The organism is Pseudomonas sp. BN415 (assembly GCF_029871195.1).
GTDB lineage: Bacteria > Pseudomonadota > Gammaproteobacteria > Pseudomonadales > Pseudomonadaceae > Metapseudomonas > Metapseudomonas resinovorans.
Map to the genome: position 1 here is coordinate 65,302 of NZ_SSOK01000020.1, position 21,762 is coordinate 87,063.

The 21,762-nt window shown below is 61.6% G+C and carries 36 protein-coding genes; 30 read left to right on the forward strand and 6 right to left on the reverse strand.

Features of this window, described 5'->3' with window-relative positions; genetic code table 11:
• Window positions 1–127: 127 nt before the first annotated feature.
• From E8F20_RS05940 to E8F20_RS05950, 3 genes are all read left to right on the forward strand, one after another.
• Window positions 128–652: a hypothetical protein gene (locus tag E8F20_RS05940; RefSeq protein ID WP_280282895.1), complete on the forward strand. Its 525-nt coding sequence runs from the start codon at window positions 128–130 to the stop codon at window positions 650–652.
• Window positions 649–1,413, forward strand: coding sequence for a DUF1828 domain-containing protein (locus E8F20_RS05945; protein WP_280282896.1), 765 nt, complete (start codon window positions 649–651; stop codon window positions 1,411–1,413). The genes E8F20_RS05940 and E8F20_RS05945 overlap by 4 nt, the downstream gene beginning before the upstream one ends.
• 135 nt (window positions 1,414–1,548) lie before the next feature.
• Entirely contained in the window at window positions 1,549–1,794 is a 246-nt protein-coding gene (locus tag E8F20_RS05950) for a hypothetical protein (protein ID WP_280282897.1), read from the forward strand.
• Window positions 1,795–1,891: 97 nt separating this feature from the next.
• Here E8F20_RS05950 and E8F20_RS05955 read toward each other — a convergent pair whose 3' ends face one another.
• Window positions 1,892–2,134: a hypothetical protein gene (locus tag E8F20_RS05955; RefSeq protein WP_280282898.1), complete on the reverse strand. Its 243-nt coding sequence runs from the start codon at window positions 2,132–2,134 to the stop codon at window positions 1,892–1,894.
• Between the two features lie 92 nt (window positions 2,135–2,226).
• On the reverse strand, window positions 2,227–2,556 hold the full coding sequence (locus E8F20_RS05960) for a DUF1654 domain-containing protein (RefSeq protein WP_280282899.1): 330 nt from the start codon (window positions 2,554–2,556) through the stop codon (window positions 2,227–2,229).
• A 628-nt stretch (window positions 2,557–3,184) separates the two neighbouring features.
• Here E8F20_RS05960 and E8F20_RS05965 point away from each other — a divergent pair.
• The 14 genes from E8F20_RS05965 (at window position 3,185) to E8F20_RS06030 (ending at window position 10,770) form a co-directional block, all read left to right on the forward strand.
• The gene (locus tag E8F20_RS05965) at window positions 3,185–3,778 is read left to right on the forward strand and encodes a hypothetical protein (protein ID WP_280282900.1); all 594 of its coding nucleotides are present in this window, start codon (window positions 3,185–3,187) and stop codon (window positions 3,776–3,778) included.
• A 430-nt stretch (window positions 3,779–4,208) separates the two neighbouring features.
• Entirely contained in the window at window positions 4,209–4,487 is a 279-nt protein-coding gene (locus E8F20_RS05970) for a hypothetical protein (RefSeq protein WP_280282901.1), read from the forward strand.
• Window positions 4,484–4,768 (forward strand): hypothetical protein, encoded by a 285-nt coding sequence (locus E8F20_RS05975; RefSeq protein WP_280282902.1) that lies wholly within the window; start codon window positions 4,484–4,486, stop codon window positions 4,766–4,768. The genes E8F20_RS05970 and E8F20_RS05975 overlap by 4 nt, the downstream gene beginning before the upstream one ends.
• Entirely contained in the window at window positions 4,765–4,950 is a 186-nt protein-coding gene (locus tag E8F20_RS05980) for a hypothetical protein (RefSeq protein WP_280282903.1), read from the forward strand. The genes E8F20_RS05975 and E8F20_RS05980 overlap by 4 nt, the downstream gene beginning before the upstream one ends.
• Entirely contained in the window at window positions 4,947–5,243 is a 297-nt protein-coding gene (locus tag E8F20_RS05985) for a hypothetical protein (protein WP_280282904.1), read from the forward strand. The genes E8F20_RS05980 and E8F20_RS05985 overlap by 4 nt, the downstream gene beginning before the upstream one ends.
• Window positions 5,240–5,395: a hypothetical protein gene (locus E8F20_RS05990; protein ID WP_280282905.1), complete on the forward strand. Its 156-nt coding sequence runs from the start codon at window positions 5,240–5,242 to the stop codon at window positions 5,393–5,395. The genes E8F20_RS05985 and E8F20_RS05990 overlap by 4 nt, the downstream gene beginning before the upstream one ends.
• A gap of 247 nt (window positions 5,396–5,642) precedes the next feature.
• Window positions 5,643–5,789 carry a hypothetical protein gene (locus tag E8F20_RS05995; RefSeq protein WP_280282906.1) on the forward strand — a complete coding sequence of 49 codons (147 nt, stop codon included), beginning with the start codon at window positions 5,643–5,645 and terminating at the stop codon, window positions 5,787–5,789.
• A gap of 44 nt (window positions 5,790–5,833) precedes the next feature.
• Window positions 5,834–6,898 (forward strand): hypothetical protein, encoded by a 1,065-nt coding sequence (locus E8F20_RS06000; protein ID WP_280282907.1) that lies wholly within the window; start codon window positions 5,834–5,836, stop codon window positions 6,896–6,898.
• A 7-nt stretch (window positions 6,899–6,905) separates the two neighbouring features.
• Complete coding sequence (locus tag E8F20_RS06005) at window positions 6,906–7,772, forward strand: hypothetical protein (RefSeq protein WP_280282908.1); 867 nt, start codon at window positions 6,906–6,908, stop codon at window positions 7,770–7,772.
• Window positions 7,769–8,413 carry a lambda exonuclease family protein gene (locus E8F20_RS06010; RefSeq protein WP_280282909.1) on the forward strand — a complete coding sequence of 215 codons (645 nt, stop codon included), beginning with the start codon at window positions 7,769–7,771 and terminating at the stop codon, window positions 8,411–8,413. Before E8F20_RS06005 ends, E8F20_RS06010 begins: the two co-directional genes overlap by 4 nt.
• Entirely contained in the window at window positions 8,410–8,736 is a 327-nt protein-coding gene (locus E8F20_RS06015) for a hypothetical protein (protein ID WP_280282911.1), read from the forward strand. The genes E8F20_RS06010 and E8F20_RS06015 overlap by 4 nt, the downstream gene beginning before the upstream one ends.
• Window positions 8,729–9,094, forward strand: coding sequence for a hypothetical protein (locus E8F20_RS06020; RefSeq protein WP_280282912.1), 366 nt, complete (start codon window positions 8,729–8,731; stop codon window positions 9,092–9,094). The genes E8F20_RS06015 and E8F20_RS06020 overlap by 8 nt, the downstream gene beginning before the upstream one ends.
• A gap of 60 nt (window positions 9,095–9,154) precedes the next feature.
• Complete coding sequence (locus E8F20_RS06025; protein ID WP_280282913.1) at window positions 9,155–9,547, forward strand: hypothetical protein; 393 nt, start codon at window positions 9,155–9,157, stop codon at window positions 9,545–9,547.
• Window positions 9,544–10,770: a phosphoadenosine phosphosulfate reductase family protein gene (locus E8F20_RS06030; RefSeq protein ID WP_280282914.1), complete on the forward strand. Its 1,227-nt coding sequence runs from the start codon at window positions 9,544–9,546 to the stop codon at window positions 10,768–10,770. The genes E8F20_RS06025 and E8F20_RS06030 overlap by 4 nt, the downstream gene beginning before the upstream one ends.
• Window positions 10,771–10,978: 208 nt before the next feature.
• Here E8F20_RS06030 and E8F20_RS06035 read toward each other — a convergent pair whose 3' ends face one another.
• Window positions 10,979–11,569: a hypothetical protein gene (locus E8F20_RS06035; protein ID WP_280282915.1), complete on the reverse strand. Its 591-nt coding sequence runs from the start codon at window positions 11,567–11,569 to the stop codon at window positions 10,979–10,981.
• Window positions 11,570–11,625: 56 nt separating this feature from the next.
• Here E8F20_RS06035 and E8F20_RS06040 point away from each other — a divergent pair, with 56 nt between their 5' ends.
• A complete protein-coding gene (locus tag E8F20_RS06040; RefSeq protein ID WP_280282916.1) occupies window positions 11,626–12,195 on the forward strand; it encodes a hypothetical protein in 570 nt (189 codons plus the stop codon).
• Between the two features lie 6 nt (window positions 12,196–12,201).
• On the opposite strand, the gene E8F20_RS06045 is transcribed toward E8F20_RS06040, so the two are convergent.
• Window positions 12,202–12,363: a hypothetical protein gene (locus E8F20_RS06045; RefSeq protein WP_280282917.1), complete on the reverse strand. Its 162-nt coding sequence runs from the start codon at window positions 12,361–12,363 to the stop codon at window positions 12,202–12,204.
• A 173-nt stretch (window positions 12,364–12,536) separates the two neighbouring features.
• Here E8F20_RS06045 and E8F20_RS06050 point away from each other — a divergent pair, with 173 nt between their 5' ends.
• The 9 genes from E8F20_RS06050 to E8F20_RS06090 all read left to right on the forward strand — a co-directional run bounded on the left by E8F20_RS06050 (window position 12,537) and on the right by E8F20_RS06090 (window position 18,032).
• Window positions 12,537–12,866, forward strand: a complete 330-nt coding sequence (locus E8F20_RS06050; protein ID WP_280282918.1) for a hypothetical protein — start codon at window positions 12,537–12,539, stop codon at window positions 12,864–12,866.
• A complete protein-coding gene (locus E8F20_RS06055; protein ID WP_280282919.1) occupies window positions 12,863–13,057 on the forward strand; it encodes a hypothetical protein in 195 nt (64 codons plus the stop codon). Before E8F20_RS06050 ends, E8F20_RS06055 begins: the two co-directional genes overlap by 4 nt.
• A 133-nt stretch (window positions 13,058–13,190) precedes the next feature.
• Window positions 13,191–13,388, forward strand: coding sequence for a hypothetical protein (locus E8F20_RS06060; RefSeq protein WP_280282920.1), 198 nt, complete (start codon window positions 13,191–13,193; stop codon window positions 13,386–13,388).
• Window positions 13,385–13,720 carry a DUF4406 domain-containing protein gene (locus tag E8F20_RS06065; protein ID WP_280282921.1) on the forward strand — a complete coding sequence of 112 codons (336 nt, stop codon included), beginning with the start codon at window positions 13,385–13,387 and terminating at the stop codon, window positions 13,718–13,720. The genes E8F20_RS06060 and E8F20_RS06065 overlap by 4 nt, the downstream gene beginning before the upstream one ends.
• A complete protein-coding gene (locus E8F20_RS06070) occupies window positions 13,717–13,908 on the forward strand; it encodes a hypothetical protein (protein ID WP_280282922.1) in 192 nt (63 codons plus the stop codon). The genes E8F20_RS06065 and E8F20_RS06070 overlap by 4 nt, the downstream gene beginning before the upstream one ends.
• Window positions 13,905–14,312: a hypothetical protein gene (locus E8F20_RS06075; protein ID WP_280282923.1), complete on the forward strand. Its 408-nt coding sequence runs from the start codon at window positions 13,905–13,907 to the stop codon at window positions 14,310–14,312. The genes E8F20_RS06070 and E8F20_RS06075 overlap by 4 nt, the downstream gene beginning before the upstream one ends.
• Before the next feature lie 249 nt (window positions 14,313–14,561).
• A complete protein-coding gene (locus E8F20_RS06080) occupies window positions 14,562–14,708 on the forward strand; it encodes a hypothetical protein (protein ID WP_280282924.1) in 147 nt (48 codons plus the stop codon).
• Window positions 14,709–15,228: 520 nt separating this feature from the next.
• The gene (locus E8F20_RS06085) at window positions 15,229–16,422 is read left to right on the forward strand and encodes a site-specific integrase (protein WP_280282925.1); all 1,194 of its coding nucleotides are present in this window, start codon (window positions 15,229–15,231) and stop codon (window positions 16,420–16,422) included.
• A 20-nt stretch (window positions 16,423–16,442) separates the two neighbouring features.
• A complete protein-coding gene (locus E8F20_RS06090) occupies window positions 16,443–18,032 on the forward strand; it encodes an ABC-F family ATPase (RefSeq protein WP_280282926.1) in 1,590 nt (529 codons plus the stop codon).
• Between the two features lie 215 nt (window positions 18,033–18,247).
• On the opposite strand, the gene E8F20_RS06095 is transcribed toward E8F20_RS06090, so the two are convergent.
• Window positions 18,248–18,856, reverse strand: a complete 609-nt coding sequence (locus E8F20_RS06095) for an FMN-dependent NADH-azoreductase (RefSeq protein WP_280282927.1) — start codon at window positions 18,854–18,856, stop codon at window positions 18,248–18,250.
• Between the two features lie 255 nt (window positions 18,857–19,111).
• A complete protein-coding gene (locus E8F20_RS06100; RefSeq protein ID WP_280282982.1) occupies window positions 19,112–20,320 on the reverse strand; it encodes an ammonium transporter in 1,209 nt (402 codons plus the stop codon).
• A 355-nt stretch (window positions 20,321–20,675) separates the two neighbouring features.
• Here E8F20_RS06100 and E8F20_RS06105 point away from each other — a divergent pair, with 355 nt between their 5' ends.
• The 3 genes from E8F20_RS06105 to E8F20_RS06115 are packed head-to-tail and all read left to right on the forward strand — an operon-like array spanning window position 20,676 to window position 21,696.
• Window positions 20,676–20,990 carry a YqjD family protein gene (locus tag E8F20_RS06105; protein ID WP_028627179.1) on the forward strand — a complete coding sequence of 105 codons (315 nt, stop codon included), beginning with the start codon at window positions 20,676–20,678 and terminating at the stop codon, window positions 20,988–20,990.
• 2 nt (window positions 20,991–20,992) lie between these two features.
• Entirely contained in the window at window positions 20,993–21,382 is a 390-nt protein-coding gene (locus E8F20_RS06110) for a phage holin family protein (RefSeq protein ID WP_274801000.1), read from the forward strand.
• Window positions 21,379–21,696 (forward strand): hypothetical protein, encoded by a 318-nt coding sequence (locus tag E8F20_RS06115; RefSeq protein WP_280282928.1) that lies wholly within the window; start codon window positions 21,379–21,381, stop codon window positions 21,694–21,696. The genes E8F20_RS06110 and E8F20_RS06115 overlap by 4 nt, the downstream gene beginning before the upstream one ends.
• Window positions 21,697–21,762: the final 66 nt, after the last annotated feature.

Consider the following 21,762-nt stretch of genomic DNA (forward strand, 5'->3'; position numbering starts at 1 on the left):
GCCAGTCGCAGTGGCAGGAGCAGCAGCTCCAACAGCTCAAAGCCTAGCAAGGCCTGAGCTACGAGGAGTACCAGCGGCGGTATCGGGAGATTGTGGGGCAATGAATCATGTGCAGGGAGAGTGATTGATGGCCCAGGCAGGCCAAATTCCATACGCTGACGCGCTGTCAGCCATTGCGGTTCCAAAAGCATGGGCGGGTGCGCATCGCATTCTATGGAAGGGCCAGGGCGGCAAGGGGTTCCCCGAGTCTCACAAATGCCGGGTCCCTTTATCGATCCATGGCGTGGTACAGGAGGGCTACTTCGTTGACCTCTACCACAAGTACAGCAGCCTGGCCGCCGTACCTGATAAGGTCTCGATGACCTTGGTCGCCAACGGCGCCCGGGTTCTTGCTCTCGATGAGAACGGCCCGAGCGAGCACGTGAATACTGTCGGCAAGGGGCATCCGTTCTATGGGCAGAATGTCGACCACCCGCATCTGCACACCCCCGTTCCAGAAAGCTCCTCGGAATACGCCGAACCGATCGGACGGGTAGACATACAGGGTTTATGGCGGATTTTCCTAGAGCGTGCCAACATTGAAGGGGCCCCGCCGTTCAACTTGCCTCCGCGCAAGCCACAAGCAGGCGGCGGCCAAATGGATCTACTATGAATTGCGCAGACATCAGCAGACAGCTCGGCTTTCGGTGCCGCACTATCGGCGATGGGTTGACCTACATCCAGTCGCCGCTGACGCTTTCCTTCGACGGGCTGGCGATAGGCGCGTTCGTCCAGGACATAGGTCGTGGCTTGGTGCGAATCAGCGACAATTCCGACATCCTGTTTACCGCTATGACGCACGGCATTGCGCCGGACCAGCGTCGCGCCAAGCGGTTTGCGGAAATAGCCAATCGGAGTGGCATGTCGATTTCCGAGAACGGCGAGCTCCATACGATTTGCTCTGAAGACCAGGTGGGCTTCCAAGTCGCCAGATTCATCGAGGCAGCCTCGCGAATAGGCGATGCATGCGGCGACATGCTGACCGTCCACGTACCAAAATTTCAGCGGAAGGTGGGGAGCATCCTCAGCAAGCATTACAAGGATCGCATGCGCCGTGATTTCTTCCTCGCCGGAGCAAGCGGCCATCAGCTCTCCTTCCCGTTTGTACTGAATCCCGGCACGGAGCACCAGATGGTGATCCAGACTATCTCTGCCGGATCGGTTGGCCGGCCAAATTGGGCCAGCATCTACGGAACCGTAGGCAAGATGGGCGACCTGAAAAACTCCGGCGACAGGACCAAAAGGACGGTGATTCTTCAGCGAGGCGAAGAAGAATCGACGCAGCAAGCGATGGTGGCGTTGGCGGCAACCGCCTCAATCATCGTGTTTGACGGCAATAAAGAGCACTTATTTGAGGCGCTTCAGGCTGCCTAACCATCACCCCCCGAAGCCCCGCCACCGAGCGGGGCTTTTCGTTAATTGGCCCTTCGTCCGGTTTCCGCGCCCCGCCCTCCTCCGTGGTCCATAGTTGGAGTCCGCCCACCTGAGACGCACCTGCAGGGAGTCATGATGACCACACGAGACTTCCCAGGGCATTCCGCCTGGACCGAAACCCGCATCAACGGCGATCACGTTCTGGCTTTTGTCGCCATCCAATCAAACAGCAGCGAGGACGAACCTCGTCTCCACCAGGTCTATGACCGCTCCTACTTCCTTCGCCGCACCGATGCCATCGAGGCGGCTGAAGACGCGCTGCGCAAGTTGAAACAGATCGATAAGCAGGACCGACCCTGGTTCAGCTCAGCAGAGTGTTAGCCCCGTCAGGCCTAACGTGGTGCAGAGGGTCGGCCCATAACGGCCCTCTCCACACTTTCCTAGCCCGCCTCGCGCGGGCTTTTACTTCTTGGATGCTCTACCCCATTCGCGCAAGTTCGCGTTTCACTAGGCTCTGGTACTCAGGCGGGTTCAGCGCGTCGATCTGCTCGGTGGCCCAGTCCTGCCACTTCGATTTCCGCTTGTCCTTCTCCGACCAGATCCGGCTGGCCTCGCCTTTCGCACGCTCGTTGTTCAGCTGCCAGAACTCGAAGAGACGACCCTTCTCGTCTTCCTGGGCCTGACGTTGATCCTGGGGCAGCTTGGCGAGATTGAAGGACATGGAGAATCCGGTGGATGGGTTAGGGCGCCAGTGTAACCCGGCCGCCCTCCCCGCTCGCTCACCATTGAGCGCCCCGCTCGACCGGCCGAGCATCAGAACGGCGCCTCAGCGAGGTTCTGCACCACGAACTCATCGACGGGCGCCAGCTCCTCGGCCTGCTGATCGTTTTCGCTCTCCAGGTGCCAGCGCAGCTTCACGCTGCCGTCGTCGTTGAAGGTCATGTCGATCCCGTCCTCTTCGGCCAGCAACTCCATCACCGCACTCCAAGCCTCGTCCGAATCCGTGTCCAGCCGGTGGATCGTCACGCAGTGCTCCGACTGAGCCTTGGGTGAATTGATCATGGCGGATACCCGAAGCCCCAGCTTTTCCAAGCCGGTGAGTTCGCGACGTTCGGATTGTTTTGCTTGCTTCTGCTTGGCCATTCCGGCGCTCTCCTTGTGCTGTATATCCATACAGTAATTTCAGAAAACTCTTACCGCAAGCCATCCACCCCTCACCTGACAACAAAAAGGACAGGTTCAGGGTTCACATTAAAAATATGTACTTTTGGTTCTTGACTGACTGTGAACCCTTGGTACATATTTACCCCAAGCCGAACGCAAACGCGCCGGCAGCAAGACCAAGTCGCCACCGAGCGCACGTTCTTTAAAAACCAGCGCCATGAACAGCTAGCCGCTCAGCGGCGAGGCAGCCCCGGCCACTACCCGTGGGGCGACAGAAAGTCGGGTGGACACCATCAACAGCAGAACGCATTGCCTCTGCGGCGACCGGTGATCAGACAGGTACTGAGGAAAATACCTGCCAACGCGAAGGCGACCCCGTGGGGCGACTGGAGACGGCTGATCAAGGGCTCTACCCGACTGAGTGAATGACCCGCACGCAATGCGCACCGCCCGCCGGCGGAAATAGGCAGCAACACGGACAGCATCACTGAAGCACCTGGGCGACCGGGTGCTTTGGGATGCACACCAACCGAATCACCTTGAGGGAAAGGCAATGCCAAACCATGTCACGACCGAAATTAAGGCAACCCCAGAGGTGATTGCCTGGATGCTCAACAAGGAAGGGCGCGTCGACTTCAGCAAGATCATCCCGTTTGCCGGGGAGTTCCCCTGGAACGGCATTGCCTGCGATGCGGAAACACTAGCCGATGTCGTGCGGCGCAAGCCTCTGGATGAGCATCCGCTGATCGCCTCGCTGGAAGCGGGCAATCGTGATCGCACGACCCTCGATCAGCTCTCCGATGAGAGCTTCGAGCAGTTCGTGCAGATGCTCCGCAACCACCGCGCCACCGGTTACCTACACAACATGGAGTTCGCCAGAGCTAAATGGGGGACCAAGTGGAATGCCTATGACCAGACGGTAGATCAGGAGGCCGGGACCGCGCGATTCGATACGGCCTGGTCCTTCCCGGAGCCGATTCTGCTGAAGGTGTCCGAGCAGTTCCCGGACGCAAAGATCGAGATTCGCTACGCCGATGAAGACATCGGCAGCAACTGCGGGAGCGTGACCTTCCTTGGTGGCAAGGCGATCGTCCGCGACGAGGTGCCTCGCTGGGCCGACATGAGCGAGGCGGAGCAGAAGAAGTGGACAGCCTTCGCCTACGAGGTGAAGCGCTGGCAGCCTGATCCTGACGACGAGTAACCCCGCGGTAACGACACGGGGCGCCACCGCGCAACGCATGACGCCGAGCGCAGCAACGAGCAGGTGGGCCCCGCCTGGGCACCAGGGGCAACGATTTATGGGGATGAATGCGCAGGCTGATGCGCTAGTTGGGTCGCCGCGAGTGGGCGAGCGATGCCGGTCTAAGAGCAGTGCTGCCAACAGAGCCGAAAGGCTGCCTGCGGTCACCGGACGTATTTGGCGGATATGAACAAGGTCCACATGCCCGAGATCAGCACGGGCCATTCCCACCCTCTTGCAGGCGATTCGCGGGGCTTCTAGAGCCAGACCTGAAGCATGGGAGGAAGCGCTCCCCGCCTGCACCCTCACCCTCATTTGCGCCTCCACACGGGCGCCTTTTTGCCGGTACGCAGGCACCTATTCCCCATCCACGCAGCCGCGAGGATTACCCATGAGCAGAACCGTTTGCATCGACCAGTACGAGCTGCAGGTCGAGATCACCCGTTGCCTTGTCGTGCCGCCGAACCCGAGCACCTGGGACAGCGACCTCGACTACTACGGCTACCAGGAAATGGAGTTCGAGGTCGTCTCCGGCCTGGTCTACGACGAGAACGACGAGAACCCGCAAGACCTGGGCCGCAACGGCTGCGCGGCGGTGGCCGAGCAGTACGCCGAAGTGATCGAGCAAAAGCTCTGGGATCAACTGAACGACGAGAGGGAGGCAGCATGAAAACCACGATCACGCTTTACATTCACCAGTTGCCCGGCAAGGAACAGCGCGCCGAAATCTGCGACATGAGCATGTATCAAAGCTACGGCGCTCTGCTCGGTGTCCGCGAGATTGAAGTCGAGTACGAACCCTTCGACGTTGATCCGGTGGTGGCGATGATCGACAACTTGGAGCAGCGGATCGCACAGAAGCGTGCCGACTGCACCCGCGAGTGCAACCTGCTGCTGGAACAGATCAGCCAACTGAAATGCCTGGAGTACAAGCCAGAGGTGCACGCATGAGCACCTACCGCGTCGAGTTCACTTTCCCCAAGACCTCGCGGATGCCGGTCTACAGCGCGAAGTTCGAGGCCATCACTCGCGGCGAGGCGGAACTGAAGGCCAGGGCGCAGGCCAAGGAAGACGGCTTCAGCGCCACGCCAATCAAGACCGTGATCACGCTAGTCAGCAAGGAGGCAGCATGAGCCAGCACACGCCGGGCCCGTGGGTGGTCGACCCGACATTGACCTACCTGGTCAATCGTGGCGAAGACGGTCGCCGGATTGCCTATATCGCGCCCAATGATCAGGTCGCCAACGCCCGCTTGATTGCCGCCGCGCCTGACATGTTTGAGGCGCTGGATAACATCACCGGCCTGTCTCGCGCCCTGCGCGTAGGCGGTCCAGACCCGATGGACCTGCAAGGCCTTTCCGATGCCCTGGAGGAGGCCATTCACATCGCAGCCGCCGCCATGGCGAAAGCCGGAAGTGAAGCATGAACACCCCTGTCACTCATCTGGCCTTCACCCACAAGAAACTCCACGGCGCCCTGTCGCTGGCCTGGGATGCCGGCATCGAGAACGTACACGCCTGGAGCAAGCGGCTCTGGGTCGGTGGGGAATGGACTCTCATCTATCAGGTGAAGCCATGACCATCTGCCCGTTTTGCAGGCGAGACCCATATCACTACGTTGACATCGGGATTGGCTGGCAGGCGGCTGCCGTCGAATGCTGCGATCTTGGGATATCGCTATTCAGCCATGTTGATGATGAAGGACGACGACTGGCCCGCAGGACTCTGCGAAACATGCGGTCTCCTTCCCCGCGAGCGAAGGCGAGAGCGATGAAGGTTTTGCGCGAATGGGGCTACAAGCCCGAAAAGCTCAGGAGGAATTCCTGATGACCCGCTACCAACGCGCCAAGCGCCTCGCCTTCTGGCGCGGCTTCTACCTCGTCATGTTCCTGATCACTGGCTTCGCTGGCTGCTCCTCGCTGAGCGGCTACGTCACGGCAGAACAGCCGACCAGCTACAGCGCCCAGCGCTGACCCCCTTCCCTTTCAATCTCTGCCCTCGGGCGGATGGAGTTCTCATGTCTGCTGAAATGCAACTGGCCACCGTGCCGCCCAAGGAAACCGCCCTGCAGGTCTACTCCGCCGAGAACGGCCTGGAGCCTTACCTGCAGATCATCAAGGCCGAGATCGATTCGTTCGTGCCGGATGTGAGTACCAAGAAAGGCCGCGACGCTATCGCCTCCATCGCCTACAAGGTGGCCCGCTCCAAGACGGCCCTGGACAACGCGGGCAAGGAACTGGTCGCCGAGCTGAAGGAAGTGCCGAAGAAGATCGACGCCGAGCGCAAGCGGATGCGCGACCTGCTGGATGTCTGGCAGGCCGAGGTGCGCAAACCGCTGACCGAGTGGGAAGAGGCGGAAGAAGCGCGCAAGGCCAAACATCAGGCCGCCATCAATCAAATCAACCTGCGCCTGGAATGCCGCGACCTGGATGCCGCCGAACTGAAGTCCAACATCGCCTGGCTGGAAGGCCTCGCGATCAACGAGAGCTGGGAAGAGTTCGAAGCCGAGGCCGCCCGCGCCAAGGACAAGGCTGTGGCCGCCCTGCGGGAGGCTCTGGCAGCCAGGGAGAAATACGAAGCCGAGCAGGCCGAACTGGAACGCCTGCGCGCTGAAGCTGCCGCCCGCGAGCAGCGGGAGCGCGAGGAACGCATTGCTCGTGAGGCCGCCGAGGCTGAGCGCCTGGCTGCCGAACGTCGCGCCCAGGAAGAACGTGACGCCGCCACCCGCCGTGAAGCCGAAGCCAAGGCCGCAGCCGAGCGCCGCGAGCTGGAACTGAAGCTGCAGGCAGAGCAGGCCGAACGCGAGAAGGTCGAGGCCCAGCGCCGCGCAGAGCAGGCCGAGCGGGATGCCCAGGCGAAAGCCGAAGCCGCCGCCCAGGCAGAGCGCCAGCGCCAGGCCGACGAGCAGGTCCGCATCAAGGCAGAAGCCGATGCCCGCGAAGCCGACCGCGCCCACAAAAGCGCTGTCCTGAAGGCCGCCAAGGAAGCCGTCATGACCGTCGGCCTCGACGAAGAACAGGCCAAGGCCGTGATCAAGCTGATCGCCGGCGGTGGCGTACCCCGCGTCTACATCTCCTATTGAGGCAATCATGAACGAGATCATCCAGATCCCGCAGCGGGAGAACGCCGGCATCGTCGCCGGCGAGGTTCACCGCTTCTCGGCCGTCGAGATCCGCCAGCGCGTCAACCTCGTCCAGGAGGTGATGCAGGGGATCATGAAGAGGGACACCCACTACGGCACCATCCCCGGCACGCCGAAGCCCACCCTGTACAAGCCAGGCGCCGAAGTCCTCTGCGTCACCTTCCGGGTAGCCCAGGAATACGAGATCGAGGACCTGTCCACGGCGGACATGGCGCGGTACCGGGTGACCTGCATCGGCGTACACCAGACCACCGGCATCAAGTTGGGGGAAGGCGTCGGCGAATGCTCCTCCGGCGAGGAGAAGTACAAGTGGCGCGGAGCCATCTGCTCGGAAGAGTTCGACGCCACCCCGGAGAACATGCGCCGCATCAAATTCTCCAAGTACCGCGGCGCCGTCGAGAAGAAGGCCCAGGTGCGCACCGAGGCGGCCGATCTGGCCAACACCGTGCTCAAGATGGCCTGCAAGCGCGCCATGATCGCCATGACCCTCAACGTCACGGCCGCCTCCGACATCTTCACCCAGGACATCGAGGACCTGCCGGAGGAGTTGCGCGAACACGAGCCTCACCAGCCGGCCACCAACCCCGAACTGACCGCCAAGTGGGTCGACCAGGCCAACGCCGCCCAGACCTCCGAAGCGCTCACCTCCGTTTGGAAGGAAGGCGTCAAGGAGATCCAGGCCGTGAAGGACATGCCGGCCTACAGCGCCTTCAAGGCGGCCGTGGAAGCGCGCGGCAAGGCCCTGAAAGCCGCCGAGCCGCAGGCCGAACCGACCGCCGACGACATTCCCGAATTCTCAGAGGTGACGCAATGAAGATTGTGAACTGCGCTCAGGGCTCGCCGGATTGGCACCAAGCCAGGGCGGGTGTGATCACCGCCAGCATGTTCAGCGATGCTCGCTCCCGGCTGAAGTCGGGCCCGAGCAAGGGCGAGCCGACCTCCAAGGCGCTCGACTACGCCTTCCGCCTGGCGGTTGAGCGCATTAGCGGTCACCCGCTGGATGGTGGCTTCGAGACTTGGCAGATGCGCCGCGGACACGAACTGGAGCCCGAAGCGCGCATGGAGCACGAAATCCAAACCGGCCTCATCGTCACTCAGGTCGGAATCGTGCTGACGGATGACGGCGCATTCGGCGCCAGCGCGGACGGCTTCATCGGTGAGGACGGCGGCAGCGAGTACAAGTGCTTCCTCGCTCCAGAGAAGCTGCGCTCCTTCCACATCGACAACGATGCCAGCGAGATCATGGACCAGGTGCAGGGCTGCATGTGGATCACGGGCCGCAAGTGGTGGCACATCGGCCTCTACTGCCCCGACCTCCGCCCTGTCGGCCGCCAGCTCTGGTGGCAAGAGTTCAAGCGCGACGACGACTACATCGAGCAGCTGGAGGACGACCTCTGGAAATTCAAGCTGCTAGTGGACCAGTACGAAGCCAAGCTCCGGGAGAAGGCCGCATGATCTCCCGCGAGTCCCTGGAGACCTATGCCGATGCTGGCGTCGTCGCAGCGGCTCGCGGGCTCCACTTCAGCACCCGCACGATTAACCGACTAGCCGAGCAACTCGGTGTCGAGTTCAAGACGCACACGCCGCAACAGCTTGAGCGCCGTCAGCAGCAACGCGACCGTCTAGCCCCTGCCATTGCCGAACTGGCCGCCCAGGGGCTCAGCCAGCGCGAAATCTGCGAACGCTTGGGCATCACCCGCGCCATTCTCCGGCGCACCGCCGAAGAACACTGGATCGACATCAATAACCGCGCCCAATCAGGAGATCGTCATGATTGACGCATCAGGCATCAGTATCCGCGAGCCGCAGCGCGCCGAACTGGCTCAGCTCACTTCCGCCTTTCTGGCCAACGGCGGCCAGATTGAACGCCTCGCCCACGTCGAGCGCGCCCCGATCCGCCAGGCAGTCTGGAACGGCGGCATCACGCACAACGCCGAGAACCGGCGCGAATTCCTCGAGCTGGAACAGCAGATTGCCGAGCACGGCCGGACGCTGGCTTCCACTGGCCTGACCGTCGAGCAAGCCGTCCGCCAGTTGCGCAAGCGCTGGGGCGACCGCACGACCATCACCGCTGCGAAGGCGGAACAGATCGCCGCCCGGTACGGCTACGCATACCCGGCTACCGCAAGACCCTGATTCCCCATCCCACCCGCCAGCCGCACCAGCGGCACGGCATCGCTCGACCTGGAGAAAGCCATGAGCAATGTCACTTTCAAGCCGATGGGCCCTGACTTCCGCCAGGCTGGGAACTGCACCGTTACCAAACAGTGGGAGATCAAGCGCGATGGCGAAGTGGTAGGTGCAATTGAGAGCACCATTCGCGACCTGAACCAGGACTACGCCAGTCCCGGCTATTCAGTAACCGTGATCGCCAGCATCAACGGAGTGGAAAAATCCTTCCGCCGCAACTCTGGAACGTTCTCCAACCGCTCGATGCGCGAAGCCATGAGCAACAGGAGTTACTACGTTTCGCAGGCGAAAGACTGGGCTAAGAAAGGGGGTTCGAGCCAGCCCCTTCCTCACGGCCAGGCCGAATGCGCCGAGGCCCAGATCGACATCTTTTGCGACTCCAAGGAGCCATCCGCATGACCTCCCTTCGTCAGGGCGACATCTTCGCCGCCGGCGCCCAGCGCCTGCAGATGACCGAGAGCATCGAACTAACCATCCAGTCGCTCCAGGCCTATGGCGCCGATCACGCTCACTGGGGTTTGGCCTGGTCGGGCGGAAAGGATTCCAGCGCCACGCTCACCCTGATTATCTGGCTGATCGACACCGGCCGGATCAAGACCCCGAAGACCCTGACCATCTTCTACGCCGACACCCGCCAGGAACTTCCCCCGCTGGCGATCGCCGCGCGGCAGATCATGGATGAGCTTGAGGAGCGCGGCATCCACGTCGAGGTGGTAACCGCGCCGCTGGACAAGCGCTTCATGGTCTACATCCTCGGCCGCGGCGTCCCGCCGCCGAACAACAACACGCTTCGCTGGTGTACCCGTCAGATCAAGATCGACCCGATGACGGCCGCCTTGGAGCAGCGCCTGGCCGAACTGGACGGCAACGTCCTGATGATCACCGGCGTGCGCCAGGGCGAGAGCGCGATCCGCGATAAGCGGATCGAGATGTCTTGCGGAAAGGACGGTGCCGAGTGTGGCCAAGGCTGGTACCAGAAGGTGCTGCCTGAGGCGAAGGGCCTGAAAGGCCGCCTGGCCACCCTCGCTCCACTGCTGCACTGGCGGGTCTGCCATGTGTGGGAGTGGCTGAAGCACTGGGCGCCTCAAGCCGAATTTGGCGACTGGTCCACCGCGATGATCGCCGACGCTTACGGCGGCGATGAGGCCGAGGAGATCAACGCCCGCACCGGCTGCACCGGCTGCCCGCTGGCCAGCGAGGACAAGGCGCTGGATACCATCCTGCTCAACCCGTACTGGGCCTACCTGGCACCGCTGAAGCGCATCAAGCGACTCTGGCGGGAACTTCGCGAGCCGCACCACCGCTTGCGTAAGGCCGGCATCGAGCGCCTGAAGGACGGCAGCATTGCTGCCAACCCGCAGCGTATGGGGCCGATTTTGTTGGAGTCACGCCTGATGGGTCTGGAGCACATCTTGGCCATCCAGACTGAGATCAACGAGGCTGCTATCCGGCTGGGACGCCCCACCGTCGACCTCATCAACGCCGAGGAAGAAGCCCGAATCCGCGAGTTGATCGCACTGGAGACATGGCCGGATGGATGGGAAGGCGACGAGCCGACCGCGGACACCCCGCTCGACAAGATCTACTCAGACGGTGCCGTGCAGCCCCTGCTGTTTGTGTGACCCAGCACCAGCTCGAAGCCTAACCACCCTACCCGGCCAGCATCCTTGCCCGATGCGGTGGCCGGGAGGGGGAGCAGAAGGAATAGACCAATTAATGCCAAAGCGCCATTACATGGCCTATGCGCAGTCGTGGCATTGCAGGGTGGTGTAGCCAGACGAAAGAACCGATATCGATCGTTGACCTGCCATGATGACAACTGAAAGCGTATTACTTCCTCAATGAATCAATGAAGTTCTTGGACGGCTTAGTTGTATAGCTCTTGAAGATAGTTGATACAACCAGCCTTAGCTTAGAGTAATCATCGGACAGATGATCCTTAACATATCCTCTTATCTGATCTGCGCCACTTGGCAAAAGGATATAAGCAGCACTCTCTCCATAGTTAAGAAAAGTAGGCATTGGAGAGCTTCCGGCATCAAACTTATTAAGATATATCATCGGCGCGCCATCACCATAAATGACGGCCGACCTGATATTTGCAGGCCGCCTGCCTTTATTGATCACGCTAACCATCAGAAATGGCGGACCTCCAGTGGTCCCCCACATGATGCTGGCATCAATATTCTCCGCTTCATCCAGAGCCTGCCTTCTCGCAAGCCACAATGATACGCCCACGGCCGCGAATGCACCGATGCCAGACACCCAGCCTCCAGCCATAGACAGCACGGGCAACCAGTAATCAACAAAAGTACTACTGTCGGTGGAGGCTCCGAAAGAGAGCCCAAATGCGAACGAGAGAAATAGCGCGAAGATAGAAACTATTGCTATCCCTGCCGCAAAGTAGTGTTTGTTATCCATCAAACTGAATCATCCATTTGAACTGCAGTTCGCAAATATACCGCCGAGGTATCCCCATGCCCACAGAAAACAAGACCATGAAGGTCGAGACCTCCAACGTCACGAAGCTCTACATCACCGGCGCCGACCGCCTGGACCCGATAACCGTCTTCCTCGAGGACTTCGAACCCAGGAAGGGGAAGATCACCGTCAGCTGCTGGGGCAAGAGCTGGACGGCTTTCTGGGGCGGGATGTGGGACGGTCACACCGTTGGATCGTTTTTCTGCCAACTCGATGCCGGCTACATCATCGGCTACTTCGATCAGCAGATGAGCGCCACCAAGTTCTCGGGTGAGGAGTTGATGAAGAAAGTGCGCGGCGTGGTCCTGAACGATCGCCGGCGAGGCCACCTCGATGCTGAAGATGCGCGCGAGCTGTACGACGAAGCTGAAGAGCTGGAGGCCGCGACCTCGCTCGACTACCTCTGGGGCGGACACAGCGACCTGATGAACAAGGTGTTCGGAGACGAGTGGTGGTACGAGGCTGACCGCGCCAGCGAACCGAACCCTGACTACCAGTACCTGGAGCGGATCATCGCTGCCGTCCAGCAGGCCCTTCAGCAGAGCCCGCCGGCGCTCGCCGCTTGATAGCGACTAGATCGGCCTCCCTTCCCGGATCGCCTTCTGCTGCTCTTCAGTGTACCGGCTCAGCAGTATGGACTGACCCAGTGTCAGCCTCCCTTCCTGCCTAATAGTGCGCACGTACTCAACCTCTACGCCCTCGGGCGTGACCAACTTCAGCAGTTCTACCTTCATGACCAACCTCCGTGGATAGGGTGGTTGAAGGATCGCCGCATTCTGGATCTCGCACAATCGTGGCCCGGTGAGAGCGCCGGGATATCACACAACAACCTGTCACCCCTTCCCCGGAAACCTGTTACCCGTTTTCGGAAACTCTTTTCCGCCTATCTGGCGAGGGAATTGCACATATGAAGATGGCACGCGCCAGCGAGCAGGACCTCGAGTGCGCCCAGCAGGTCGCCTCCTTCCTGGAATCGCTTATCAAGGGCTACCTGCCCGACTGCATCACCGAAGATGAAGACGAGATCGAATGGTTCCGTCTCGACGATCACGACCAGTGCAAGCGGGTGCTGGAGAAGCTGATCGAGGTAGCCCAGCAAGGCTCCATGTTCCGCGTCACCTTCGGCATGGAGGTGCTGCTGGATCCGCGCAATGAGTTGCTGGACCCGGCCGCCGACACGCTGGAGATTCACCCGGCGCTGGCTCAGCTGTTGAACAACACGGCGATGACGCCATGACCAACTACTACCCCAAGGGCGGTCGCTGCTCTGCTTGCCAGAAGGCCCACGATGATTGCTCGGCCCTGCCCTTTCACACCATGCCAGTTCACCGGCGAGACGGAGCGGACGTGGTGGTCATCTGTAATCAGTTCCGCCAGGCCAACCACGACGCCTCGCTGAAGGCTGGCGGAGGAAGAAACAGACGATGACCCGCTTCATCTGCCGCGCCAGCCGCAAGTTCGCCGACGAATGCCGCTGCATTCAGTGCTCCCCCGTTCCACCCAAGTCCTGATCCATCCCCTACCTACTCAGCTTGGCGATACACGCCAGGGAGGCCCCGTCATGCCCGCAGAAACCGAGGCGCTGGCGATTGCCGGCGTAAACCCGAAGACGCGCGAATGCACCTTCATCGCAAGGCGCCATCCGGACGACGTAATGGAAGCCCTGGAAGAAGGGCTGATCGTTGTGCCGGTAACTGCCGAGAAAGCCCGCTGGGCCTATGGCGAAGTCATTGATGACCTTGAGGCCCTGATGAAATGAAGCGCATCTACCTCGCCGGCCCCATGACCGGCCTTCCGGAGTTCAACTACCCGGCCTTCAATGCCGAAGCCGACCGCCTCCGGGCCCTGGGCTTCCACGTCGAGAACCCTGCCGAGAACGAAGCGCCGGCCGACACCACCTGGTCCGGCTACCTCCGCCTGGCCATCGCCCAACTGATCACCTGCGACACCGTGGCCCTGCTGCCTGGCTGGCACGAATCCAAGGGCGCCATGCTCGAGCACCACATTGCCTGCAACCTGGGAATCCTCCGGGTGATGGCAGCCGACATCGGGGTACGCGCCATGGCCACGCCGGGAGGGCTGCCGGCATGAGCCTCGACATGTCCGCCCGGCAGAAGCTCACCGAGAGCCTGCTTACCGACCATCCCCTGGCCCAGGCCATCGCCCTTCTCAAGCGCGCCAAGAACCACCTCAACCACTCCAGCGTCCTGGCCCAGGACCTGAGCACCGAAATTTCCGAGTTCACCGCCGCCTATGAGCGGAAGGAGCAGCAGTCGTGACCCAGCAAACCCAGGGAACCCCATCTGCCACCTGGCGCGCCAAGAACCAGCCCGATCCGCACGGCGACCGCTACAACTGCGAGCGAGCCGCGCTATGCATGGGCAGCCTGACTGACGACCAGTTGGCGAATGCCGTCTTCATGTGTGACCACCGGACCAGCCTTGAGAGCATCGCCTACCTGACCGCCGCGAAGGACCGCATCCGCTGGCTGTCGAGGAAGCTGGAGGAGGTGGGTGCAGCGCCACAGTCCAGCATCTGCTGCTGGACCTATGACAGCGACAGCTTCTCCTGGGACACCGGCTGCGGCGAGAAGTGGACGCTAATGGATGGCGGGCCGAAGGAGAACGGCATGCACTTCTGCCATGCCTGCGGCGGGAAACTGGAGGAAGAGAGCAATGGCTGAGCGAGCCCCACGCCACAGCGCCATGGTCGATTTCATGCAGTACAGCAAGCGGGAGACCGTTGTACTGGAAGAGGATCACCTGAAGGTGGAGAAGGAGAACGCCAGGCTTCGGGAAGAGTTGGAGGCGCTTCGCAAGGACAAGGACCGCCTCGACGCCATAGAGGGAAACTGCTGGGACGTACGCTACGACAGCAGCCCAACGCTGACGCCGGCGACAGCACCATCAGCATCGAGATCGTCGGCCACTTCATGGGTGCCCCGCATGAGCGGATCGTGGGCGAGAACTACGACGAGAACCTGCGGGCCGCCATCGACCAGGCCATGACTGCCGACGCTTACCCCCCGGCCCGGCCCGAGTACGACGAGAACGGCAGGCCGCTGGCAGGTCGAGAGTAGGCGCTAGCCAGGTCTAGTTCTTGGCGCGCCCCTCATACCAACCTGAGGGCGTCACAGAAAGCAGACCTCTGGCGGAGGCTGCCTGCAGCCTGGCCTTAGCCTCTTTCCTCGATATGCGGAGTGTGTCGGCAACGAACTGTGGAGAAATCCGTCCGTGCTTTTCCGCAACAGACAGAAGCCACCTGTCGTGAGAGTCGTCGACTCGACCTTCTAGCGCATCACGCAATCCATCAAGGCCTGGAATGTAAGCCATGGGCGACTCCCTGAGTTCCTTTGGATCCAGCCTAGCACCCTTCCCCATCTACCCCACCAGCTGCCGGCGAGAGTCGGCAGGAGGCATCCTCATGTCTGCAGCACAAACCGAAGAGGGCCTAGACAAGGTCTCCGAGAAGCAGATGGCCGCGCTGCTCGGCACCACGGTCCGGTCCCTCCAGGCGCGCCGCGCCCGCAAACAAATCCCGGAAGGCGTCTGGATCAAAAACGGCCGCCAGATCATCTACAGCAAACGGAGATATGACGAATGGCTCGAGAGTCAGTGGGTATGCCCACCGGGGTGGAACTCTTCCGCAACTCCCTCCGTATTCGCTTCACCTGGCACGGACGACGCTGCAGTGAAACGCTCCCGTATCCCACCACGCAAAAGGGGATCAAGGCTGCATCCCAGCTTAGGGATCAGGTAGTCGGCCTGATCAAGCTCGGCCTCCTGGATGACGCCAAGTATGCCGAGCTGTTCCCTTGGTCGAGCGGTGCAGCCGGTGGCGGCCACCGCTTTAACGACTACGCCCAGCTCTGGCTGGACAGCCGCGAGATCACCCCGGGCACCTACCAGAACTACAAGAGCTGCCTGAACCTGTACTGGATGCCACACCTGGCGCTGACCCGGATCGACCTGATCACCACGACCGCCCTACGTCGCATTCTCTCGGCAACGGAGTGGACCTCACCGGGGGTTAAGCGCAATGCGATCGTGCGGATCTCGACGATCCTTAAAGCTGCGGTGGCAGATGGATTGATTGATAAGAACCCAGCAGAGCCGCTGGAGCTACCGCGGCGTGCGCGGAAGGAGATCGACCCGTTCACCCTGGAGGAGGCGACCCAGATCATTGAGAGGCTGTACCAGATGGAGCATTGGCCGAGCCGCATCTACGCGGCCCTGTTCGAGTTCCTATTCTTCACCGGCTTGCGCATTTCCGAGGCACTGGCCCTGCGCTGGGAGTCGGTGAACGTGGAGAAGCGCCAGGTGCACGTCTGCCGCACAGTGGCCCTGGGTGAGGTGGTGGAGCGGACCAAGACGGGTAATGACCGTTTCGTCCTGCTCAACGAGCGGGCCCTGAACGCCCTCCAGTATGCCAAGGAGTATGCCGAGCGTCGGAAAAACGGCAAAGGAAAGGTGAAAGAGACTCCCTACGTTTTCCCGCCCTCGAAGAACCGGGAGTACGTCACGCAGACCTCAGACGTGCATTTCCAGTGGCGCCCTACCCTGGCCGCACTCGGGATCAGATACCGCCCGCCATACAATTGCCGTCACACCTATGCGACAATCTGCTTAATGTCCGGCATGAACCCCGCCTTCATCTCCCAGCAGCTTGGCCACAGCGTCCAGATGTTGCTGTCGACGTATGCCCGCTGGATCAACTCCTGCTCCGACTGGAGCGAGCTTGAAAAGTTGAATATCGGTATCAAATCGGTATCAGCCGAAGGCGCCACTTCGTAAGTTATTGATAGGTAAACCCCTTGATCTCCACCGCAAATATCACCATGCAGTTCGGCGCCAAGCCGCTGTTCGAGAACGTTTCCGTCAAGTTCGGCAGCGGCAACCGCTACGGCCTGATCGGTGCCAATGGCTGCGGCAAGTCGACCTTCATGAAGATTCTCGGCAGCGACCTGGAGCCTTCCGGTGGCCAGGTGATGCTGGAACCCAACGTGCGTCTGGGCAAGCTGCGCCAGGATCAGTTCGCCTACGAAAACTTCAGCGTGATCGACACCGTGATCATGGGCCACGAAGAGCTCTGGAAGGTGAAGGCCGAGCGTGACCGCATCTACTCGCTGCCGGAAATGAGCGAAGAAGACGGCATGGCCGTGGCTGAGCTGGAGACCGAGTTCGCCGAAATGGACGGCTACACCGCCGAGTCCCGCGCCGGCGAGCTGCTGCTCGGGCTGGGCATCCCGCTGAACCAGCACTTCGGCCCGATGAGCGAGGTCGCCCCCGGCTGGAAGCTGCGCGTACTGCTGGCCCAGGCGTTGTTCTCGGACCCGGACGTGCTGCTGCTGGACGAGCCGACCAACCACCTGGACATCAACACCATCCGCTGGCTGGAAAACATCCTCACGGCGCGTAACAGCACCATGATCATCATTTCCCACGACCGCCACTTCCTGAACAGCGTGTGCACCCACATGGCGGACCTGGACTACGGCGAACTGCGCCTGTTCCCGGGCAACTACGACGAGTACATGACCGCTGCGACCCAGTCGCGCGAGCAACTGCTGGCCGATAACGCCAAGAAGAAGGCGCAGATCGCCGAACTGCAGACCTTCGTCAGCCGCTTCTCCGCCAACGCCTCGAAAGCCAAGCAGGCGACCTCGCGCGCCAAGCAGATCGACAAGATCCAGCTGGCCGAGGTCAAGCCGTCCAGCCGCGTCAGCCCCTTCATCCGCTTCGACCAGCACAAGAAGTTGCACCGCCAGGCGGTGACCGTGGAGAAACTGGCCAAGGGTTTCGAAGGCAAGCAACTGTTCAAGGGCCTGGACCTGCAGATCGAAGCGGGCGAGCGCGTCGCCATCATCGGCCCCAACGGTATCGGCAAGACCACCCTGCTGCGTACTCTGGTCGGCGAAATGGCCCCGGACAGTGGTGCTGTGAAATGGACCGAAAGCGCAGACCTGGGGTACTACGCCCAGGACCATGCCCACGATTTCGAAGACGACGTCACCCTGTTCGACTGGATGGGCCAGTGGACCCAGGGCGGCGAGCAACTGGTGCGCGGCACCCTCGGCCGCATGCTGTTCTCCAACGACGAGATCCTCAAATCGGTGAAGGTGATCTCCGGTGGCGAACAGGGCCGCATGCTGTTCGGCAAGCTGATCCTGAAGAAGCCCAACGTGCTGGTGATGGACGAACCCACCAACCACCTGGACATGGAATCCATCGAGGCGCTCAACCTGGCGCTGGAAAACTACCCGGGCACGCTGATCTTCGTCAGCCACGACCGCGAGTTCGTCGGCTCCCTGGCCACCCGCATCATCGAGCTGTCGGAGAACGGTGTGACCGACTTCAGCGGCACCTATGACGACTACCTGCGCAGCCAGGGTGTGATTGTCTGATCCCTTTCAGAAAGAAGGCCGAATCTGTAGGGGCGAATTCATTCGCCAAGGACGGCGAAGCTGCCCCCATCTGCATCGCAGGCCGAACCTGCGGTCCGGTTGGCGATTGAAATCGCCGCTACAGGTAAAGCGGGCCTTGCCGCTTGAGATTGCTCACTCGCTGCAAACGACAAAGCCCCGCACGCGCGGGGCTTTGTGTTTTCCGGCTAGCGGAATCAGGCGGCGGCGAACAGCTCGCCGATCTGCGCTTTGGCGGCGCTGAAGGCATTGGCACGGGGCTCTTCGCCATAGGCCAGGCCTTCTGCGCGGACGATCTCGATATCGGTCACGCCGAGGAAGTTCAGCACCCGCTTCAGATAGTCCTCGTGAGCCTGGCCGCTGGCCTGGCCGGCGTGGATGCCGCCTGCAGTGGAAACGATCACCACTTTCTTGCCACCCGCCAGGCCTTCCGGGCCGTTTTCGGTGTAGTGGAAGGTCTTGCCGGCAACGGCGATGCGGTCGATCCAGGCCTTGAGCTGGGTCGGGATGGTGAAGTTGTACATCGGCGCGCCGATGACGATGGCGTCGGCGGCGAGGAATTCGTTCAGGGTGGTTTCACCCAGCTCGGCTTCGTGCTTCTGCGCAGCATCGCGCAGTTCGGACGGAGTACCGCCAGCAACCAGGCTCAGGGCCGACAGGTGGCTGATGGCGTCACTGGCCAGGTCACGGTAGGTAACCTGGGCATTCGGCTCGGCGGCTTCCCAAGCGGCGACGACGTCACGGCTCAGTTGGCGGGAGGCGGAGGCGTCGCCGAGGATGCTGGAATCGAGGTGCAGGAGTTTCATGGATGGTTACCCTCAGTTGGGCGACCGGCGACGGCCGATCGGATTGAGGGCAATCCTATCCATGTCGACAAACGCTGATTAGCCAGCGATTTTGTGATTGAGCGTCCCACTCATAGGACGAAACTACCTTTGCGGGGGGATGACGCTTGGCCTTTCCACCACCGCGGCCACGCCAGACCGCAAACGGTGGGCCAATGATGCCTGGCCCACCAGCAAGAGCGCCCCGGTGGAGGCGGACTCATTTTCGACTGCTGCTCAATCCTGCGAAGTGGCACCAATCTTATGTACCGACAGATCGGCGCCGTAGTATTCCTCTTCCTGGCTGAGGCGGATGCCAACGGTGGACCTCAGCAAGCCATAGACCACAAAGCCTCCCACCAGCGCGACCAGCACGCCCAGGCCGGTGCCGATCAGTTGGCTGACGAAGCTGACGCCACCCAGGCCCCCCAACGCCTCCTGGCCGAAGATGCCACAGGCGATGCCGCCCCAGACGCCGCAAAGGCCGTGCAGCGGCCAAACGCCGAGCACATCGTCGATCTTCCATTTCACTTGGGTGGCGGTGAACGCCCAGACGAACAGGCCACCGGCCACAGCGCCGGTCACCAAGGCTCCAATCGGATGCATCAGATCGGAGCCGGCGCAGATCGCGACCAGACCGGCGAGTGGTCCGTTGTGCAGGAAACCAGGGTCGTTACGGCCCACCAGCAGCGCGGCAACAGTGCCGCCGACCATGGCCATCAGCGAGTTCACCGCCACCAGGCCGCTGACGCCCTGTAGGGTCTGCGCACTCATCACATTGAAGCCAAACCAACCGACGATGAGGATCCAGGAGCCCAGCGCCAGGAAGGGAATGTTCGACGGAGCGAACGCCACCAGGCGGCCTTCGCGGTAGCGCCCGTTGCGGTGCCCCAGCAACAGCACGGCGCCGAAGGCCAGCCAGCCGCCCACGGCGTGCACCACCACCGAACCGGCGAAGTCATGGAAGCTGGCGCCAAAACTGTTCTTCAGCCAGTCCTGCAGGCCGAAGTTGCCGTTCCAGATCAGACCTTCGAAGAAGGGATAAACGAAGGCGACGATCAGCAGTGTGGCGCACAGCTGCGGGTAGAACCGGGCGCGCTCGGCAATGCCGCCGGAGATGATGGCGGGAATGGCCGCGGCGAAGGTCAGCAGGAAGAAGAACTTCACCAGGGCATAACCGTGGTCGGCGGCAAGTGCACTGGCCGGCTCCAGGAAGGTCACGCCATAGGCGATCCAGTAACCGATGAAGAAATAGGCCAGGGTCGAGACGGCGAAGTCGGAGAGAATCTTCGACAAGGCGTTGACCTGGTTCTTCTGTCGCACCGTGCCGACTTCAAGGAAGGCGAAGCCAGCATGCATGGCCAGCACCATGACGGCGCCCATCAGGATGAACAGGGTGTTGGAACCGTGGATCAGGGTCTCCACGGCGCTGTTGAGGTTTTCCATTGGCGAAGACAACTCCGGCAGTAAGGAAAAAGCACCAATGCAGTTCATGAACGACTTCCAGCGCACCATCCTGAGGCCACACCGCACCGCAAAGGATCGAATCCGGTTCCCGAATTGGTGCAGGCAGGCCAGCGCAAGAATTATCTAGAACGGCGTTTCTTTATGATTTTCATTAGGTTGCGCGTGGATTACGCGTCTCGACAGGCCATCCAGGGCGCCCCGATCCAGCGCATCTCGCCGCAACCGCGCACCAGCGCGATGCAAGCGCTATACCAGCAGCACCAAAGAAAATTCCGCGGGAACCTTGCGCGAAGGCACCTACTCTTAGGACTTGAGTCCTACAAGGAGAATCGCCATGCCCCGTAAGACCGCCGCCCGCGCCCAGGACGACCTGTTGGCCGACTTCCAGACCCTGGTCAACGACACCGAGAAGCTGCTGCAAGACACCGCCAGCCTGGCTGGCGAGCAGGCCGATGAATTGCGCGTGCAGATCCACGAAAGCCTGAAGCGCGCCCGCGACACCCTTCGCGACACCGAGCAGAACCTGCGTGAACGTGGCCAGGCCGCCGTCCAGGCCACCGAAGACTATGTCCAGGAACATCCCTGGCAGAGCGTCGGTCTCGCCGCCGGTATCGGTTTCCTGCTCGGCCTGCTGGCCGCCCGGCGCTGATCATGAGCGACGAAGCCCCTTCCGCCCAGGAGGCGGGACGCGGTCCCTCGCCCAGGCGTCTCAGTGCCTCGCTGCTCGGCCTGCTGCACAGCCATGTGGAGTTGTTCGGCATTGAACTGCAGGAGCAAAAAGCCAACAGCCTCTATCTGCTGCTATTCGGCGGGCTCACGCTGATCTTCGCCATGCTGCTGCTGATCGGACTGTCCGGCCTGATACTGGCTCTGCTCTGGGACAACTGGCGCTTCGAGGCCCTCACCGGCCTCTGCGCCTTCTACCTGATCGCAACGCTTTACTGCGGTGTGCGCCTGAGGGCAGCAGTGGATGACGACGAGTCGCCCTTCAGCGCGACCCTCGAAGAACTGGCCCGTGACCGGGAGCGCCTGTTGCCATGAACCCGCCGGAACTGCCCCGCAACGCCACCCGTCGGGACATGCGCAAGGCGCTGGTGCGCCTGCGTCTGGAAATGCAGCGCCAGGAACTGCGCCACGAGTCCCTTTTGCTGACCCAGCCACTGCGGCAGGCTCGGGACTTCACCCGCAAGCTGGACATTCCCCACGCCCCACTCTGGGGCATTGCAGCGGTTGCAGCGCTGGGCTTTCTCGCCGCGCACAAAGGCAGCCTGAGCCGCGGCTTGCGCCTGGGCAGTGCGCTCTACCCCCTGCTGCAGGCCCTGTTGAGAAAACCCCCGCGGGACGATCCCAGCTGACATCCCCTGCTGGAAGGCAACTGGCCACATTCTTGCTACAGGTGAGCGGTCCATTGCACCAGGCAT

Excerpts from the sequence above, each read along its gene's own strand:
- E8F20_RS05940 (WP_280282895.1), top strand. The coding sequence starts at position 128 with ATGGCCCAGGCAGGCCAAATTCCATACGCTGACGCGCTGTCAGCCATT.
- E8F20_RS05945 (WP_280282896.1), top strand. The coding sequence starts at position 649 with ATGAATTGCGCAGACATCAGCAGACAGCTCGGCTTTCGGTGCCGCACT.
- E8F20_RS05950 (WP_280282897.1), top strand. The coding sequence starts at position 1,549 with ATGACCACACGAGACTTCCCAGGGCATTCCGCCTGGACCGAAACCCGC.
- E8F20_RS05955 (WP_280282898.1), bottom strand. The coding sequence starts at position 2,134 with ATGTCCTTCAATCTCGCCAAGCTGCCCCAGGATCAACGTCAGGCCCAG.
- E8F20_RS05960 (WP_280282899.1), bottom strand. The coding sequence starts at position 2,556 with ATGGCCAAGCAGAAGCAAGCAAAACAATCCGAACGTCGCGAACTCACC.
- E8F20_RS05965 (WP_280282900.1), top strand. The coding sequence starts at position 3,185 with ATGCTCAACAAGGAAGGGCGCGTCGACTTCAGCAAGATCATCCCGTTT.
- E8F20_RS05970 (WP_280282901.1), top strand. The coding sequence starts at position 4,209 with ATGAGCAGAACCGTTTGCATCGACCAGTACGAGCTGCAGGTCGAGATC.
- E8F20_RS05975 (WP_280282902.1), top strand. The coding sequence starts at position 4,484 with ATGAAAACCACGATCACGCTTTACATTCACCAGTTGCCCGGCAAGGAA.
- E8F20_RS05980 (WP_280282903.1), top strand. The coding sequence starts at position 4,765 with ATGAGCACCTACCGCGTCGAGTTCACTTTCCCCAAGACCTCGCGGATG.
- E8F20_RS05985 (WP_280282904.1), top strand. The coding sequence starts at position 4,947 with ATGAGCCAGCACACGCCGGGCCCGTGGGTGGTCGACCCGACATTGACC.
- E8F20_RS05990 (WP_280282905.1), top strand. The coding sequence starts at position 5,240 with ATGAACACCCCTGTCACTCATCTGGCCTTCACCCACAAGAAACTCCAC.
- E8F20_RS05995 (WP_280282906.1), top strand. The coding sequence starts at position 5,643 with ATGACCCGCTACCAACGCGCCAAGCGCCTCGCCTTCTGGCGCGGCTTC.
- E8F20_RS06000 (WP_280282907.1), top strand. The coding sequence starts at position 5,834 with ATGTCTGCTGAAATGCAACTGGCCACCGTGCCGCCCAAGGAAACCGCC.
- E8F20_RS06005 (WP_280282908.1), top strand. The coding sequence starts at position 6,906 with ATGAACGAGATCATCCAGATCCCGCAGCGGGAGAACGCCGGCATCGTC.
- E8F20_RS06010 (WP_280282909.1), top strand. The coding sequence starts at position 7,769 with ATGAAGATTGTGAACTGCGCTCAGGGCTCGCCGGATTGGCACCAAGCC.
- E8F20_RS06015 (WP_280282911.1), top strand. The coding sequence starts at position 8,410 with ATGATCTCCCGCGAGTCCCTGGAGACCTATGCCGATGCTGGCGTCGTC.
- E8F20_RS06020 (WP_280282912.1), top strand. The coding sequence starts at position 8,729 with ATGATTGACGCATCAGGCATCAGTATCCGCGAGCCGCAGCGCGCCGAA.
- E8F20_RS06025 (WP_280282913.1), top strand. The coding sequence starts at position 9,155 with ATGAGCAATGTCACTTTCAAGCCGATGGGCCCTGACTTCCGCCAGGCT.
- E8F20_RS06030 (WP_280282914.1), top strand. The coding sequence starts at position 9,544 with ATGACCTCCCTTCGTCAGGGCGACATCTTCGCCGCCGGCGCCCAGCGC.
- E8F20_RS06035 (WP_280282915.1), bottom strand. The coding sequence starts at position 11,569 with ATGGATAACAAACACTACTTTGCGGCAGGGATAGCAATAGTTTCTATC.
- E8F20_RS06040 (WP_280282916.1), top strand. The coding sequence starts at position 11,626 with ATGCCCACAGAAAACAAGACCATGAAGGTCGAGACCTCCAACGTCACG.
- E8F20_RS06045 (WP_280282917.1), bottom strand. The coding sequence starts at position 12,363 with ATGAAGGTAGAACTGCTGAAGTTGGTCACGCCCGAGGGCGTAGAGGTT.
- E8F20_RS06050 (WP_280282918.1), top strand. The coding sequence starts at position 12,537 with ATGAAGATGGCACGCGCCAGCGAGCAGGACCTCGAGTGCGCCCAGCAG.
- E8F20_RS06055 (WP_280282919.1), top strand. The coding sequence starts at position 12,863 with ATGACCAACTACTACCCCAAGGGCGGTCGCTGCTCTGCTTGCCAGAAG.
- E8F20_RS06060 (WP_280282920.1), top strand. The coding sequence starts at position 13,191 with ATGCCCGCAGAAACCGAGGCGCTGGCGATTGCCGGCGTAAACCCGAAG.
- E8F20_RS06065 (WP_280282921.1), top strand. The coding sequence starts at position 13,385 with ATGAAGCGCATCTACCTCGCCGGCCCCATGACCGGCCTTCCGGAGTTC.
- E8F20_RS06070 (WP_280282922.1), top strand. The coding sequence starts at position 13,717 with ATGAGCCTCGACATGTCCGCCCGGCAGAAGCTCACCGAGAGCCTGCTT.
- E8F20_RS06080 (WP_280282924.1), top strand. The coding sequence starts at position 14,562 with ATGGGTGCCCCGCATGAGCGGATCGTGGGCGAGAACTACGACGAGAAC.
- E8F20_RS06085 (WP_280282925.1), top strand. The coding sequence starts at position 15,229 with ATGGCTCGAGAGTCAGTGGGTATGCCCACCGGGGTGGAACTCTTCCGC.
- E8F20_RS06095 (WP_280282927.1), bottom strand. The coding sequence starts at position 18,856 with ATGAAACTCCTGCACCTCGATTCCAGCATCCTCGGCGACGCCTCCGCC.
- E8F20_RS06100 (WP_280282982.1), bottom strand. The coding sequence starts at position 20,320 with ATGGAAAACCTCAACAGCGCCGTGGAGACCCTGATCCACGGTTCCAAC.
- E8F20_RS06105 (WP_028627179.1), top strand. The coding sequence starts at position 20,676 with ATGCCCCGTAAGACCGCCGCCCGCGCCCAGGACGACCTGTTGGCCGAC.
- E8F20_RS06110 (WP_274801000.1), top strand. The coding sequence starts at position 20,993 with ATGAGCGACGAAGCCCCTTCCGCCCAGGAGGCGGGACGCGGTCCCTCG.
- E8F20_RS06115 (WP_280282928.1), top strand. The coding sequence starts at position 21,379 with ATGAACCCGCCGGAACTGCCCCGCAACGCCACCCGTCGGGACATGCGC.